We start from the raw sequence: 13,836 nt of genomic DNA, 5'->3' as shown, positions 1-13,836 counted from the left end.
CTACCTACAGATCGCGGAGTGCTGGGGTCGGCCGGTCGGGGAGGCGGCGCCGAGGATCTGCGCGATCACGGGATCGATGCCCGGGATGATGCTGAAACTGATGTCGCAGACATAGGCGTTGACGAAAGAACCGGCGTCGGTGGCCCGGATCATGGACTGGAACAGCTGCGGGAGATTGAAGCCAAGGAACGCGAAACGTTCTTTGCCGTCGACGAAATGACGCGCGAAGCCGGGTTCGCGATTCATGAACTCCGTCAGCGACGGGCCCGCGCCGTCGATGACAGCGGCGGCGTCGGAGACGACGGTGGAGATCTGCGCGGTCTGGTCCAGCAGTGTGTCGCGCCGGGATTCGAGTGCGTCGAAGATCTTGCGGGTCTGGGTGAAAGTCGTCTGCAGCCCGGCGCTCTGCCCGGCCAACGTGGTCATCACCGCCGACAGGTTGTCGATCAGCGCGCCGAGGATCTGGTCGGGCCCGGCGAAGGACTGCACCAGGGTCGCGGTCTCGGTGATCAGCGCGGCGACCGCGCCGTCGTCGCCCTGGAGCGCTCGAATCAACGCGGAGGTCAGATTGTCGACGTCCGCGGGGTCGAGGGCGCTGAACAACGGCTGGAATCCGTTGAGCAGCCCCGACAGATCGAAGGACGGTTCGGTGCGATCGATCGGGATCCGCGCGCCGGGCGCCATGGGCGTCGGATCGCCGGATTCGGCTCTGCTCAGCCCGAGGTAGCGCTGTCCGATCAGATTCTGATAGATGACCGAGGCGATGGTGTTGCCGTACACGGGCTGACCACGCTGGATCCGGAAGTCGACCTCGGCGTTCGGGCCGAGGATGTCGATGGAGTCGACCCGGCCCACCTGTACTCCGGCGATCCGGACGTCGTCACCCACACGTAGTCCCGAGACATCGCTGAAGACAGCGGAATAGGAGTGCGTGTCGCCGCTGATGTCGCGTTGCAGAGTCACCCGGACCATCCAGATCAGCAGCGCGGAGACGAGCAGAAAAGCGGTCAGTCCGGCGAGGTCGCGTTTGTGTTTCACCGTGGTTCTCCGGCGGCTGGTGGGGCCGGCACGGTCAGACCGAACAGCTCGGCGAGGCCGGCGGCTTCCTGTGGCAGACCGAGGCTTTCGGCCAGAATGTCGTGCTGGTCGAGCGTGTTCACCGGTTGGTCGGCGGCGCCGATGACCGGTGGGCCCGCGGCGGGTCCGTTCTCGCAACTCGCACCAGCGAGTTCTCCGTAGCGCGGACAGTCGGTCCGGGTGTATTGCTTGTGCGGAGTGAGTTCGACGATCACTTTGGCGGTGCCGGTCTGGGTGTCGGGTTGCCAGAAGTCGTGCGCGAACACGTGCGCGATCCGGGTCTGCGAGGTCGTCATCTGGACGAAGTTGCCGCTGCCCGCGGCGAGAATCTGTAGCACGGGGCCCAGCCTGGAGTTGAGGTCGATGATGGTCTCGGTGCGGTTGTTCAGCGCGGTGCCGACCGTTTCGGTGGTCGCGATGCCGCCGGTGAGCAGTTCGGTCAAGCGGACTCGCTGCTCGGCGACGCTGCGCATCGGCCCGACCGCGCTGTGCAGCGCGGCGAGCAGATCGGGTGCCGATTCCTGGAGTCCGTGCACAGCCTCCGACAGTCCGGTGAGCAGCGCGGGGGAGTCGGCGACGCCCGACAATTCGCCCTGGTAGGCCCGCACGATGCGCGCGAGCTGGGCGGCCGCTGCCAGCGCGTCCGCGCCGCGGCCACGGGTCGCCCGTTCGACGGTCTCCAAGATCCCGACGGTGGGATCGGCGTCGGGGCGTCCCACGGCGTCGACGATGCGGCTCAACGCGGTGAGCGAGGTCTGCAACTGCACGCTGGCCTTGCTGTGGTCCTCCGGTATCGACGCTCCTGACCTCAGCGCGGGGCCCGGTCCGTTGTCGATGAGCTGGACCGAGGGCACCGCGAACACGTTGCTGGGGACGACGCGCGCCGTCACCGTCGCCGGAATCGCGGCGGCGTGCGAGGGGATCAGTTCGATGTGAACCTTGTTGGGGTGGCTGCCGTCCGAGGCAACCACGTCCTGCACACTCCCGACCAGCACGCCGTGATATTTGACGTCGGATCGTTTCGGCAACCCATCGCCCACGTCGACGAGCATCGCGGTCACCGCGACCGTCTCCGCGAACGCGCCTTCCGAGCGGGCGACCATCGCCGCGACGGTGGCGACGACGACGGTCAGCGCGGCCATCCCACGCACGAACAACTTGGTATTGCTCAGGTGCCTGTCGTCGGATTCGAACACTATCGACATCGCGCTACCCACTGATCCTGGAGCCGGCGTCGAATCCCCACAGCGCCAACGTCATCAACAGGTTCACCGAGATCATCACGGTGATGCTCGCGCGCATCGCCCGACCTGCCGCGACACCGACTCCTTGCGGCCCGCCGCGCGCGTAGTAGCCGAAGTAGCACTGGATCGTGGTGGTGATGGTGACGAACACGATCGCCTTCAACAGTGAGAACACGACGTCGGTGCCGCTGAGCACCAGGTCGAAATAATGGGCGTAGGTACCGAACGATTGTCCGCCGACGAGCCCGACGAACAGCTCGACGGCGAGGTAGTCCGCGGCCAGCGCGGCCAGGTACAAGGGGATCACCGCCACGATCGAGGCGATCAACCGCGTCGAGACCAGGAACGGGATCGGGCGGATCGCGATCGCGTCGAGGGCGTCGATCTCCTCGGCGATCCGCATCGCGCCGAGTTGGGCGGTGAACCGGCACCCCGCCTGTGCGGCGAAGGCGATCGACGCCATGATCGGAGCGAGTTCACGGGTCGCCGCGGTCGCGGCGATCATTCCGGTGGCGGGCTCCATGCCGAGCAGCTTCAACGCGTTGAAGCCCTCGATGCCGACGATCCCGCCTGCGGCGGCGCCCAGGATGATCATCACTCCCGCCGTTCCACCGCCGACGATGAGCGAGCCGTTGCCCCAGGTCACATCGGACAGGATGCGCAGGGATTCGCGGCTGTAGTGGCGCAGGGCAACGGGTATCGAGACCACCGCGCGCACGAAGAAGGTGACCATATGCCCGAATCGGATGACACCGTGCCACGGCCCGGCCGCCACCCTGAGCGCGACCCGCACTCCGGGAGGGCGATACACGCTGGCCATTACAGGGTCGTCCTCGGGAACAGCATCGTGTAGATCTGGGTGAATCCGAGATTGACGACCATCAGCACCACGATCGATGCCACCACGGCGGCATTGACCGAATTCGCCACGCCACCTGGCCCACCCCGGGTGTTGAGGCCCTTCTCGCACGCGATGACGACGACGATCACGCCGAACACCGCGGCCTTGACCATCGCCAGGTACAGATCACCGGAGGTGGCGAAGGAGGAGAAGGTCGCCATGTAGCTGCCCGGAGTTCCGTCCTGGACATAGACATTGAACAGGTAGCCGGCCAGAAATCCGACAAAACAGCTGACTGCGGTGAGCGCCATCGCGATGAGGATCCCGGCGGCCAGTCGCGGCACCACGAGCCTGCGCAGCACCGAGACCCCCATCACCTCCATGGCGTCGATCTCCTCGCGGATCTTGCGCGAGCCCAGATCGGCGCACAGCGCCGAACCCACCGCTGCCGCCAGCAGAATCGCGGTGACCAACGGCGCCGACTGGCGGATCACGGCCAGGCCGCTCGCGGCGCCGGCCAGTGCCGTCGCACCGACTTGTCCTGCCAGCAAACCGAATTGGATGGACAGGGTCGCACTGATCGGCACCGCCACGGCCACCGTCGGCAGCAGGGAGGTCTTCACCATGAACGCCGCCTGCCCGACGAATTCGTCGAAGGGGAAGCGCCGCGCCACGATGTCGGTGGCGAGATAGCGGAATGCGTCCCGGCCGAGTTCGACCTGTCTTCCGACGGTGTGCAGCGAGGCGATCGGGTGTCGCCGGGAGTATTGCTTCGACCAATCCTTGATCTCGGTGACCGCGGATGCGTTGGGTTCCACAGCGAACCTCCTCTTTCCGGTGTAGATGTCTCGCTAGCGCGGTGTGGGCGCGGCGAGTTCGCGAAGAGAGGACAGGAACAGTTCGTCCATGTGCGGGCTCAGTTCGCTCAGGGTCGCGGCGTTGGCATGGCCCGCGGAGCCGAAGACGCGTGCGAGGGCGTCGGCGGGCGTGGTGGAGCCGATGGACAGGCACAGGCAGGCCACGCCCTCGGCGCGCAGTTCCTCGAGTGCCTTCGCGGCATCCGCTTCGGCGTAGCGACCCTCGTAGCCGTCGTCGTAGGGACAGCCGTCCGACAGCACGACCAACAGCCGATTCTGCGTACCCGCTCGGTTTTTGAGAATCTCGCCCGCGCCGCGGATGCCTGCGCCCAGCCGGGTGTAGTTCGAGGGCTGAAGCTGATTGAGTCTGGCTCGTCCGACGGCGCCGAACCGCTGATCGAAGGTTTTGATCGCGGGCAGGTACACCGCGTGGCGGCCCTCGGAGCGGAAGGCGTACACCGCGACACGGTCCCCGAGCTCTTCGAGCGTGACGGCCATGGTCGCGGCCGCCCGCCGCTGATGGTCGTGCACGGACAGGCCCTCCAGATCGGCATCGGTGGCCGATCCGGACGCATCCAGCAGGATCATCACGCCGAGATTGCGCTCGAGCTTGCGGTGTTCGAGGTACACGTTCTCCGGGCGCGAGTATCCCGAACGCAGATCGACGAACAGATCGATGAGCGCCTCGATATCGAGTTCGTCACCATCGGGGCGCCCGCGCAGCACCTTCGGGCCAAGGCCCACCCGAGCCAGCCGCCGTCGGAGCACATCGTCTTCGGGCACACGTGCGGCCGAGATATCCGTGGGGACCGTCAGCGGGAAATCGACGACTCGGCACCAATCCGGTTTGTAGCGGTCGTTGAATACGTCCCACTCGGGATAGAGGGCGCCGCCGATTCCGGCGGCGGCGCCGGGCTTGTCGGCATCGGTGAACTTGATCCGGGTGGGCAGCGGCCGGGCATTCGGTCCGACCATCCGCGCCCGGCGCACCGCACTGACCGGCGCTTCGGCGCCGGCGGGCCCGTCTCCGTCGGACCGTGAGTTGCCCATCGTCTTGCGGAAGAAATCCATCACCGACTTGCCGCTGAAGAGTGGATTCTCGAAGAGTTTGAGAATCTTGCTCTCCTCGGACTTCTCGACGTTGTCCTCGACCTCGTCGTCGGCCTCGGGTATCTCGCTGAGATCGAATTCCAGGCGCAGCTCTCCGTCGCTCGCCCGCCCGCCCGGGCCAGGATCCGACGCCACCAACTGGGAGGGTTTGATGGTGCCGAACCACTCCGGTGGCTCGTCGACTTTCCGCTTTCCCTTGGCCGCCGCGAGTGATTCCGCGGCGCTCGCTGTACTCGGTTCTCCCTCGAGATCGAGTCCGGCGGCGAGTGGAAGCCGCCCAGCCAGTTCTGCGAGCACCCGACGGCCTTCTAGGGCCAGGTAGCGCCGCGCTGTCGATGGACGCCCCCGCAGTGACCTCACCAGTGCCGGATCCAGGCTCCCGGCACCGAGCAGCGCGCTCTGCACGAGTACTTCGCGACGCTGCTCGGTGCCGGTGCCGGTGCCGGTGCCGTCGCCCGAAACGAACACGATCTGCCCGTTCGTATACGGCGTCCCGCCCGCCGGCAGCTCTGCGATACCCACAGACCTGCCGGCGAGGTAGGTGGCGAGGAGCCGGTACCGCTCCGGCCCGCTCGGATCCTTGTCGATCATGGCCGCGGCAGCACAGCGTCGACGAGTTCGCCGAGGGCGGCAACGATATCCGCGTCATCGGACAGCGCCTGCACCACCGCCGATTGCACGGCGGTGCGTAGGTTCAGCCCGCCCGCGACGAGGCCACCGGCGAGGATCAGCATTCGCGTGGAGGACACCTCGCGCAGCGGCGAGTTGTCCAGGTTGCGGATGGCGCTGCCGACCGCGACCAGTGCCCGCGCGGTCTCCTCGTCGACCCCGGCTTCGTGCGCGACCACCTCGCGCTCGATCTCGGGGGGAGGGAAGCCGAGTTCGATAGCGACGAATCGCTGCCGAGTCGACTCCTTCAGATTCTTCAGAACGCTCTGGTAACCAGGGTTGTAGGAGATCACCAGCTGGAACCCGGGTGCAGCGGGCAATGTCACCCCGAGCCGGTCGACCGGAAGTTCGCGGCGGTGATCGGCGAGCGGATGGATCACCACGGTGGTGTCCTGGCGCGCCTCCACGACCTCGTCCAGATAGAAGATGGCGCCCGACCGCACGGCGCGCGTCAACGGACCGTCCACCCAGACCGTTTCGCCGCCCTTGAGCAGGAAACGGCCCACCAGGTCCGCCGAGGTCATGTCCTCGTGGCCGGCGACGGTGATCAGGTCCCGGCCGAGCTCCGCGGCCATGGTTTCCACGAAGCGGGTCTTACCGCAGCCCGTGGGGCCCTTGAGGAGAAGCGGGAGCCCGCCGACGGCCGCCGCGCGAAACACCGCTACTTCGTCACCGACCGCGCGGTAGAACGGTGCCTGCGGAACGTCGAGTACAGCGCTGGATCGACTGGTCATGTCAGTTTCCTTTGTCGGTGTCGGCGAAGGGAATGATCTTCGGCAGCTCCGCACCGTCGGGCAGGACGAGTTTGCCGGTCGAATCTATGTAGCCGCTGTGCCGGAAGGGAACCGGCAGATCAGGATGGGGGCAGAGCCGGTCGGTTCCTTCGCCGCAGATACCCATGTTGAAGTACGAGCGCTTCTGGATATCCTCGGGCCACGGATCGGTGTGCAGGGCGAAGAATTGAGCGGGAAGGTTGTAGCCCACGAAGAAGAATGTGCTGACCGCCGCGAAGATCGCGAGGAAGCGCGTGAACTGTTGTCTGACGAATCCGCCATGGATCTGATCCAGGCCACGCTCGACAATGGTCCGGCCACGGTCGTCGGTGAAATAGCGCAGCGAGCAGAGGCCGGCCTGAACTCCACCCCACATGAGCCCTTCATACAGCGGCCACTGATAATAGGTGCCGGCGTTGATCGACCATTCCTGGAGTGCGCCGGGGTAGGTGAAAAGACCCATCGGCATCAGGAACAAACCTTCGATGACGAGATCGAAGAAGAATGTCCAGACGAGCAGCACGCCGATCAATCCCATAGTGCTGATATTCGGGAACCGCTGCTTGGTCTTTCGCATCACCCAGCATCCGAGAATCGTGCACAGCAGGACGCCGTAGGAGTAGCCCGGTGCGTTCATCAGGATCGGTTCGGCCATCATGGCGCCTGGTTCGCCATAGGATTGCCAGCCCGGCACATCCTGCACCCACGAGCCCCGATTGAACATCCAGGTGTTGTACGTACTCCACGTATTGAAGTAGTTCAGCAGTGGATCCTGGAAGAACATCAGGCCGCAGGCCACGAACAGCATGCCGTCGAGGGTTATTCGCCGCTCCCGTAGCCACGGCCGGATGATGAAGAAATACATGCCGATCGGCAGACCGAGCAGAATCACCGCGGTCCAGACGGTGAGAATCACCTTCATGAAAGTCGGCGGATCGCTCGGTCCGGTGGGCACACGTTCGAAATTGGGGCCGGTGATCCAGCGCAGCCACACATATATCTGCAGGGCGAGGATCAACCCGCCGAGGGTGGCCCAGATCTTGACCGCATTGCTGGTCGATTGAACTTTTGCGCCGAGGGTGGCCACGTTGCCGAGCGGCTCGGTGACGGTGGTGCCCTTTTTCGGCTCCGACGGTCCGCTCACAGCGCACCTCCTCGGTGAATGGTCGGGGTCCGACGCGCGTCGATACGCTCGAAACTCGGAATGGAATCGGCGATGGCCGTGGAAGTCGATGAGGGAGTCATCGGTCACTCTCCTGAAGTATCCGTACGACTCGAAATATACCACCGAGAATCTGAGATACTAGGGGGTTTCTAAGATTCGTGGCATAATCGCTGATATGGCTGAGCGTTGGACCCGAGAGCGGAGACTCGAGCACACCAGGGGGCTGCTCCTGGAGGCCGCCGAAGAAGTATTTGCCGAAAAGGGTTTCGCGGCGGCAACACTCGATGACATCGCCCACGCCGCCGGCTACACCAAAGGCGCGATCTACAAGCACTTCGCCACCAAGGAAGAACTGTTCCTCGGGGTGAACGATCGATACATGCAGCGCTACTTCGATACCTTCACCGAAGTGCTGGCGGCCGCCTCGAGTGTGGGAACCGAAGAGTTGGACCGAGTCGGTGAGCTGTGGCGCCGGCTGGGCGCCGACCGCGGTACCGACCATGCCGCCCTCGGTATGGAATTCACCCTGTATCTGCTGCGCAACCCCGAGGTTCGGGCACGGGTGGCAGTCCGGCGGGAAGAGACCGTAGAAGCTCTGGGGCAGTTCATCATCGAGAATCTCGACCGGCTGGGCGCGACCTCGCTGATCCCGCCGATGACGATGGCGAGGGTGCTCATCCACACGACGCCCTCCGTCGTACTCGGCACCGAACTCGACAGTGTCGACCTCTACGGGCCGATTCTCGAGATGTACATGTCGGCGATCAAGCTGCCCTGACCGCGCATCCCTGCCTCCGCCCCGATCGTTCACGAGCTGCGGATTCCGCTCGGCGGGGCGGCAGCGCGGGCGGAATCGATATGCGGCACTGTGGCATTCGTCGACGAGCGAATCGAGAGCGACACCGTGTCGAGGTAGCCTTCGAGACCCTCGGTTCCGAACTCGCGGCCGATGCCGCTGTTCTTGACTCCGCCGAACGGTGCCACCGGATCCATGCTGTAGGGCTCGTTGATGCCGAGGGTGCCCGCGCGCACTCGGCGGGCGATCGCCGTGGCGCGCTCGATGTCGGATGACCACACCGAACCCGACAGCCCGTACTCGCTGTCGTTGGCGAGGTGGACCGCGTGTTCGTCGTCGGTGTAGGCGATCACGCTCAGAACGGGACCGAAGATCTCCTCCTGCGCGATCCGCATCGAGTTGTCCACGTCGGCGAACAGGGTGGGCCGGACGTACCAGCCGTGCTCGACGCTCTCGGGCAGGTCGGTGCCGCCGACGATCAGACGGGCTCCTTCGCGCTGCCCCAGGTCGATGTACTCCAGAACCCGCTGCTGTTGGCGGTGCGAGACCATCGGACCGATTCGGGTCGCTGGATCGAACGGGTCTCCGACCGGGAGGTTTTCGATCACACTCGCCAGCGCGTCGACGAATTCGTCTCGGCGGCGCTGGGGGACCAGCACGCGGGTCTGGGCGACGCAGGCCTGTCCGCTGTTCATCAGCCCGGCCACCATCATGCCGGCGGCCACGGCGTCGGGATCGGCGTCGTCGAGTACCACCGCGGCGGATTTGCCGCCGAGTTCGAGGCTGACCCTGCGCAGTGCCGCACCGCATACTTCGGCGACTTGCCTACCCGCCCCGGTGGATCCGGTGAACGAGACCTTGTCCACGCCCGGGTGCGAGACCAGATACTGGCCGACTTCGCGCCCCGCGGGCAGGATGCTGACCACCCCGGGAGGCAACCCGACCTGGTCGAGGAGCTCGGCCATATGGTGCGCGTCCAGCGCCGTCTCCGGAGACGGCTTGAGCACCACCGTGCATCCGGCGAGCAGCGCCGGAATCAACTTCCCCACGAGCAGGAACATCGGCATGTTCCAAGGAATGATCGCGGCCACGACCCCGACGGGTTCGTGGCCGACGACCACGTCACGGCCGAGGAACCCCGCTCTGGTCTCCTGCCAGCGGAAACCGGCGGCGATGTCGGCGAAAGCGCTGATCATGATGCCGGGCAGCTTCGCGTGCGCCGAGCGCGAGAAGGTGATCGGCGCACCCATTTCGGTGGTGATCAGTTGTGCGAGTTCGTCTTCACGTGCGCGGTAGCACCGGGCCAACTCGCGGACGATCGCCACGCGCGCCTGTGGGTCCATACGAGGCCATGGCCCCGTGTCGAATGCCTCGCGCGCAGCCGCGACCGCACGATCGACATCCGCGGTCGTCGGGTCGGCGACCCGCGCGATGACCTGCTCGGTGTGTGGCGAGATCACCTCGATCGTCTCGCCGGCGGCGGGGTCGACCCATTGCCCACCGATATAGAGCTGATGACGTGGCGACATTGCTACCTCGGATCTGATGCGCGCATTCGAAGTGCGGGCGAACGGTTTTCGCTGGTCACGGTTTCTTGTGGACGCGGCCGTCCTTCATCACGAACCGCACATCGTCGAGAGTGGTGATGTCGACGGTGGGGTCGCCGGAGACGGCGATGATGTCGGCCAGCAATCCAGGTGCCAGCCGCCCACGGTCGTCGACGCCGATCAGTTCGGCGCTGGTGATCGTGGCCGCGCGCAGCGCCTGCGCCGGCGTCATGCCGCGGTCGACGAGTGCCCACAGTTCTTTGGCATTGCTGCCGTGCGGGACCGCGGGTGCGTCGGTGCCACAGGCGATCTTGACCCCGGCACGGATCGCCTTGCGCAGCGTCTCGCGCGCCCGCGGGAAGACCTCGGCGGCCTTCTTCTGCAGTGCGGGAGCGGCTTTGGAGACATCGAGGCCCTCCGACAGATAACTCGTCGGTACCAGATATGTGCCCTGCTCCACCATCAGCGCGATGGTGTCGTCCTCGGCGAGGGAACCGTGTTCGATGCAGTCGACCCCGGCCCGCAGGCAGGCGCGGATTCCGGCGTCACCGTGGGCGTGCGCGGCGACGCGCACACCGGCGCGGTGCGCTTCGTCGACGATCGCGGCCAGCTCCTCGTCGGAATACTGCTGTGCTCCGGCGACGGTGCCGTGCGACATCACCCCGCCCGATGCCGAGATCTTGATGACCTCGGCACCGTATTTGATTTGGTAACGCACAGATTCGCGGACCTGCGGCACGCCGTTGGCGCGGCCTTCCTCCACCGTGATGGGCATGATGTGCGGGGCAAGACGCTGGAACATCGTGGGATCGAGGTGGCCGCCGGTCGGCGTGATGGCGTGTCCGGCCGAGACGATGCGCGGGCCTTCGAGCCAGCCCTGTTCGATCGCGCGGTGCAGATCCACATCGAGCAGATAGCCACCGGTCTTGACCATCAGGCCGAGATTGCGGACCGTGGTGAAACCGGCGTGCAGGGTGACGCGGGCGTTCACCGAGGCGCGCAATGTTCGATACACCGGGTCGTCTTGCACACCGTGCATCGGGTTCGGCAACCCCGAGGGAGTGTCGGGCCCGCCGATGAGCAGGTTGACCTCCATATCCATCAATCCGGGCAGCAGCGTGAGCTCACCCAGATCGATGACCTGCGCGCCCGCAGGTACCTCGACCGGATTGATCGCGGTGATCCGGTTGCCGTCCACGACGATCACCGCCGGCGTGTGCCGCTGCCCGGTCTCGACCTCGACCCACGCCGCGGCACGCAGCACGACGACCTGCCCGCTCATAGGCTCGGCTCGATGACACAGGTCAACGACGCGGCCCCGGTGTCGGGTATGCGCGGCTGTCGCCACACTTCGACGGGGAAGGACACCTGAATCATCGAATACAGCAGGTACATCAGGTTCTTCGCGTCCTCGGGCATATCGTCGATCGAGAACTTGTCGCAGTAGGTGAGCGCGTCTTCGGCCCGCGCGGCGATCACGTCGTAGAACCGCTGCATGTCGACCATCGTGGAATTCAGGCGCTGGTCGTTGCGTTCGGTTTCGGAGGGCAGACACCACACCGAGGCGAACTGCTCGAGGTCGGCGAACTCGACCGGCAGTAGAGGTGTGCTCATCGCTTGGCCTCCGTGCCCTCGCGCTGATAGTCGCCGACCCAGTCCGCCGCGACCTTGTGCAGATGCCGAAGCAGGATTTCCTGGTCGTTGAGCTGGAATGTGGTGACCGCGCGGGATTCGAGCATGAGCTGGGTAGCCTCCAGCGTCGAAGAATCCTGCAGCCCATACTCTTTGAAGGTGACCGCGGCCATTTCGTGGGCGACGCGGTCGCGCGGGGTGCGGGCGGGCGTAAAGTACAGGTTGCCCTCGAAGATGTGCGTATTGTGCGAGGTCGGCCAGTACTGGTAGGTGAGATACCACCCCCCGGACCAGACGAGAATGGTGAAATTCGGCCACAGCTGGAACGAATCCAGCCCCCAGGGTTCGCAGCCCGCGGGGTTGAGCCCGGCCGGCATCGGACCGAGATCCGGGACGTCCCACGGACCGAACAAGCCACTGCGGGTGATGTCTTCCATCGGTTTACGCATCGCGGCGTCGAGTTCCCAGGTCACCACACCGGAAGTGCTGACCAGCCGATGCGGTCCGTCGAGCTGGTAGTGCGGTGCTTCGAATCCGGCCTGCTGCGCGGCGACGGAGAAATTGTCCGGCGTCTGCTTTCCGTGCAGGATCGGTGCGTGGTAGAACTCCTGGAAAGCGTCCAGGTAGAGCTTCCAATTCGCGCCGACCTCGGCCCGGTAGGAATAGCGTTCTGTCAGTTGGTCGAACGGGTATCCCTCGAGACCGGTGACCATCGGGCCGAGGAACTCTCGCAGTGTCTGACGCGGTTGCGCGGCCAGATTGACGAAGATGAATCCCGACCAGACCTCACAGTGCACGCGCGCGAGCCCGAGGTTGTCCTTGTCCAGGTCGAAGAACTCGCCTTCCTGCTGCACGAAGCTCAGGGAGCCGTCGAGTCCGTAGCGCCAGCCGTGGTACTTGCAGGTGAACTGGCGACACGTACCGGCGGTTTCCTCGCGGGGAAACTCGTTCCACACCAGCTTGTTTCCCCGATGCCGACAGATGTTGTGGAAGGCGTTGACGCTGCCGTCGCGATCGCGCACCAGGATGATCGAGGAATGCGCGGCGTGGATCTCCCTGGTGAAATAGCTGCCGGTGCGCGGCAGCTGTTCGATGCGACCGACATTGAGCCAGGCACGTTTGAAGATCGCGTCGCGCTCGAGTTCGAAGAACTCCGGGGAGATCGAGTCCTCGTAGGACATCGGGTCGGTCCCGAGTTCTGGGTAGTGCTGAGTCCAACTACCCTCTGCGGGTTTGGGCCAACGAGCCATGATGTACTCCTGAAAGGCTGTATCGGTGGGCTATTCGATCGGTTCTTCACCGAGCACCGTGGTGCGCAACATCTCTCGCGGAGAACCTGCCGGGTACGGCGCGGCGCGATGGATGACCCCACGGTTGTCCCAGATCACGGTGTCGCCGACAGCCCAGGTGTGCCGGTAGACGCGGTCCGGAGCGGTGCAGCGGCCCAGCAGTCCGTCGAGCAGTGCCCTGCTCTCGTCGGCGGGCATCCCGACGACGTGGTCGGTCGAGGCGCCGAGGACGAGCGATCGGCGTCCGGATTTGTGGGTCCAGATCAGTGGGTGCTCTTTGGTCGGACGTCTGCGCCACGCCACCAGTTGGTCCGGTGTCGGGTCCGCGGTCACGCCACGCTGCGACGCTTCGAGCGAATGCACCACACGCAGGGACCGAAGAGATGTTCGTTCCGCGGCGGTCAAGTCGTCGAAAGCCTTGTAGGTGCTGGCGAATTCGGTCTCACCGCCGCTGGCGGCGACGGCCTTGGCCGTGAGCACGGTCGCCATCTGTGGATACGCGTCGTCTTCGGGCGTGCAGCCGTCGATGTGCCAGTCGAAGGTCGCGCGCAGGTAGCTCGCCGAGGAGTTCTTGGCGGCGTCGAGGCTGACCCGATAGATGCCCTCCACCGGATGATGTCCGGGTGAGGTATCCACCTGCCCGAGCGTGCGGCAGAACGCTACCTGGGTTTCCGGGTCGAGATGCAGATCACGAAAGACCAGCACCCCGTTCTCCTCGAGGGCTGTCATCACGGTCTCGGCGACGCGGTCATCGTCGAGCAACTGCTCGCGGCGTACGCCGATGACCTCTGCTCCGACGGCGTGGCCGAGTTTCTCGATGGTAATCGTCATGGTGG

Annotated in this window: 13 protein-coding genes; 1 reads left to right on the top strand and 12 read right to left on the bottom strand. The window is 65.3% G+C overall.

Annotated features, from left to right (window positions below):
* From OHS03_RS12605 to OHS03_RS12575, 7 genes are read right to left on the bottom strand one after another with little or no spacing between them, the layout of a single operon-like run.
* Complete coding sequence (locus tag OHS03_RS12605; RefSeq protein ID WP_328662898.1) at positions 1-1,038, bottom strand: MCE family protein; 1,038 nt, start codon at positions 1,036-1,038, stop codon at positions 1-3.
* Entirely contained in the window at positions 1,035-2,282 is a 1,248-nt protein-coding gene (locus tag OHS03_RS12600; protein WP_328662897.1) for an MlaD family protein, read from the bottom strand. Before OHS03_RS12600 ends, OHS03_RS12605 begins: the two co-directional genes overlap by 4 nt.
* Before the next feature lie 4 nt (positions 2,283-2,286).
* The gene (locus OHS03_RS12595) at positions 2,287-3,141 is read right to left on the bottom strand and encodes an ABC transporter permease (protein ID WP_328662896.1); all 855 of its coding nucleotides are present in this window, start codon (positions 3,139-3,141) and stop codon (positions 2,287-2,289) included.
* Positions 3,141-3,980 (bottom strand): MlaE family ABC transporter permease, encoded by an 840-nt coding sequence (locus OHS03_RS12590; protein WP_255284366.1) that lies wholly within the window; start codon positions 3,978-3,980, stop codon positions 3,141-3,143. Before OHS03_RS12590 ends, OHS03_RS12595 begins: the two co-directional genes overlap by 1 nt.
* A 33-nt stretch (positions 3,981-4,013) precedes the next feature.
* Positions 4,014-5,720 (bottom strand): nitric oxide reductase activation protein NorD, encoded by a 1,707-nt coding sequence (locus OHS03_RS12585; protein WP_328662895.1) that lies wholly within the window; start codon positions 5,718-5,720, stop codon positions 4,014-4,016.
* Positions 5,717-6,532 carry a CbbQ/NirQ/NorQ/GpvN family protein gene (locus OHS03_RS12580; RefSeq protein ID WP_328662894.1) on the bottom strand — a complete coding sequence of 272 codons (816 nt, stop codon included), beginning with the start codon at positions 6,530-6,532 and terminating at the stop codon, positions 5,717-5,719. Before OHS03_RS12580 ends, OHS03_RS12585 begins: the two co-directional genes overlap by 4 nt.
* A gap of 1 nt (position 6,533) precedes the next feature.
* On the bottom strand, positions 6,534-7,715 hold the full coding sequence (locus OHS03_RS12575; protein WP_407942480.1) for a spirocyclase AveC family protein: 1,182 nt from the start codon (positions 7,713-7,715) through the stop codon (positions 6,534-6,536).
* 196 nt (positions 7,716-7,911) lie between these two features.
* Between OHS03_RS12575 and OHS03_RS12570 the strand changes: the two genes are divergently transcribed.
* The gene (locus OHS03_RS12570) at positions 7,912-8,514 is read left to right on the top strand and encodes a TetR/AcrR family transcriptional regulator (RefSeq protein WP_062980720.1); all 603 of its coding nucleotides are present in this window, start codon (positions 7,912-7,914) and stop codon (positions 8,512-8,514) included.
* A gap of 29 nt (positions 8,515-8,543) precedes the next feature.
* Here the strand turns inward: OHS03_RS12570 and OHS03_RS12565 are convergent, their stop codons facing one another.
* Genes OHS03_RS12565 through OHS03_RS12545 form a run of 5 tightly spaced genes read right to left on the bottom strand, consistent with a single transcriptional unit; the run spans position 8,544 to position 13,831 of the window.
* On the bottom strand, positions 8,544-10,061 hold the full coding sequence (locus tag OHS03_RS12565; protein WP_328662893.1) for an aldehyde dehydrogenase: 1,518 nt from the start codon (positions 10,059-10,061) through the stop codon (positions 8,544-8,546).
* Between the two features lie 55 nt (positions 10,062-10,116).
* Positions 10,117-11,361, bottom strand: coding sequence for a metal-dependent hydrolase family protein (locus tag OHS03_RS12560; RefSeq protein WP_056809055.1), 1,245 nt, complete (start codon positions 11,359-11,361; stop codon positions 10,117-10,119).
* Positions 11,358-11,693 (bottom strand): hypothetical protein, encoded by a 336-nt coding sequence (locus OHS03_RS12555; protein ID WP_062980724.1) that lies wholly within the window; start codon positions 11,691-11,693, stop codon positions 11,358-11,360. Before OHS03_RS12555 ends, OHS03_RS12560 begins: the two co-directional genes overlap by 4 nt.
* Entirely contained in the window at positions 11,690-12,961 is a 1,272-nt protein-coding gene (locus tag OHS03_RS12550; RefSeq protein WP_328662892.1) for an aromatic ring-hydroxylating oxygenase subunit alpha, read from the bottom strand. The genes OHS03_RS12555 and OHS03_RS12550 overlap by 4 nt, the downstream gene beginning before the upstream one ends.
* 30 nt (positions 12,962-12,991) lie before the next feature.
* Positions 12,992-13,831: a TauD/TfdA dioxygenase family protein gene (locus OHS03_RS12545; protein WP_062980726.1), complete on the bottom strand. Its 840-nt coding sequence runs from the start codon at positions 13,829-13,831 to the stop codon at positions 12,992-12,994.
* Positions 13,832-13,836 lie beyond the last annotated feature (5 nt).

The sequence above is a fragment of the Nocardia salmonicida genome, assembly GCF_036142455.1.
Classification (GTDB): Bacteria; Actinomycetota; Actinomycetes; order Mycobacteriales; family Mycobacteriaceae; genus Nocardia; species Nocardia salmonicida.
The sequence above is the reverse complement of the archived record's forward strand: the minus strand, read 5'-3'. Positions and strand labels throughout refer to the sequence as shown.

Coding starts and splice junctions, on each gene's coding strand:
- OHS03_RS12600 (WP_328662897.1), bottom strand. CDS start 2,282: ATGTCGATAGTGTTCGAATCCGACGACAGGCACCTGAGCAATACCAAG.
- OHS03_RS12595 (WP_328662896.1), bottom strand. CDS start 3,141: ATGGCCAGCGTGTATCGCCCTCCCGGAGTGCGGGTCGCGCTCAGGGTG.
- OHS03_RS12585 (WP_328662895.1), bottom strand. CDS start 5,720: ATGATCGACAAGGATCCGAGCGGGCCGGAGCGGTACCGGCTCCTCGCC.
- OHS03_RS12580 (WP_328662894.1), bottom strand. CDS start 6,532: ATGACCAGTCGATCCAGCGCTGTACTCGACGTTCCGCAGGCACCGTTC.
- OHS03_RS12570 (WP_062980720.1), top strand. CDS start 7,912: ATGGCTGAGCGTTGGACCCGAGAGCGGAGACTCGAGCACACCAGGGGG.
- OHS03_RS12565 (WP_328662893.1), bottom strand. CDS start 10,061: ATGTCGCCACGTCATCAGCTCTATATCGGTGGGCAATGGGTCGACCCC.
- OHS03_RS12560 (WP_056809055.1), bottom strand. CDS start 11,361: ATGAGCGGGCAGGTCGTCGTGCTGCGTGCCGCGGCGTGGGTCGAGGTC.
- OHS03_RS12555 (WP_062980724.1), bottom strand. CDS start 11,693: ATGAGCACACCTCTACTGCCGGTCGAGTTCGCCGACCTCGAGCAGTTC.
- OHS03_RS12550 (WP_328662892.1), bottom strand. CDS start 12,961: ATGGCTCGTTGGCCCAAACCCGCAGAGGGTAGTTGGACTCAGCACTAC.
- OHS03_RS12545 (WP_062980726.1), bottom strand. CDS start 13,831: ATGACGATTACCATCGAGAAACTCGGCCACGCCGTCGGAGCAGAGGTC.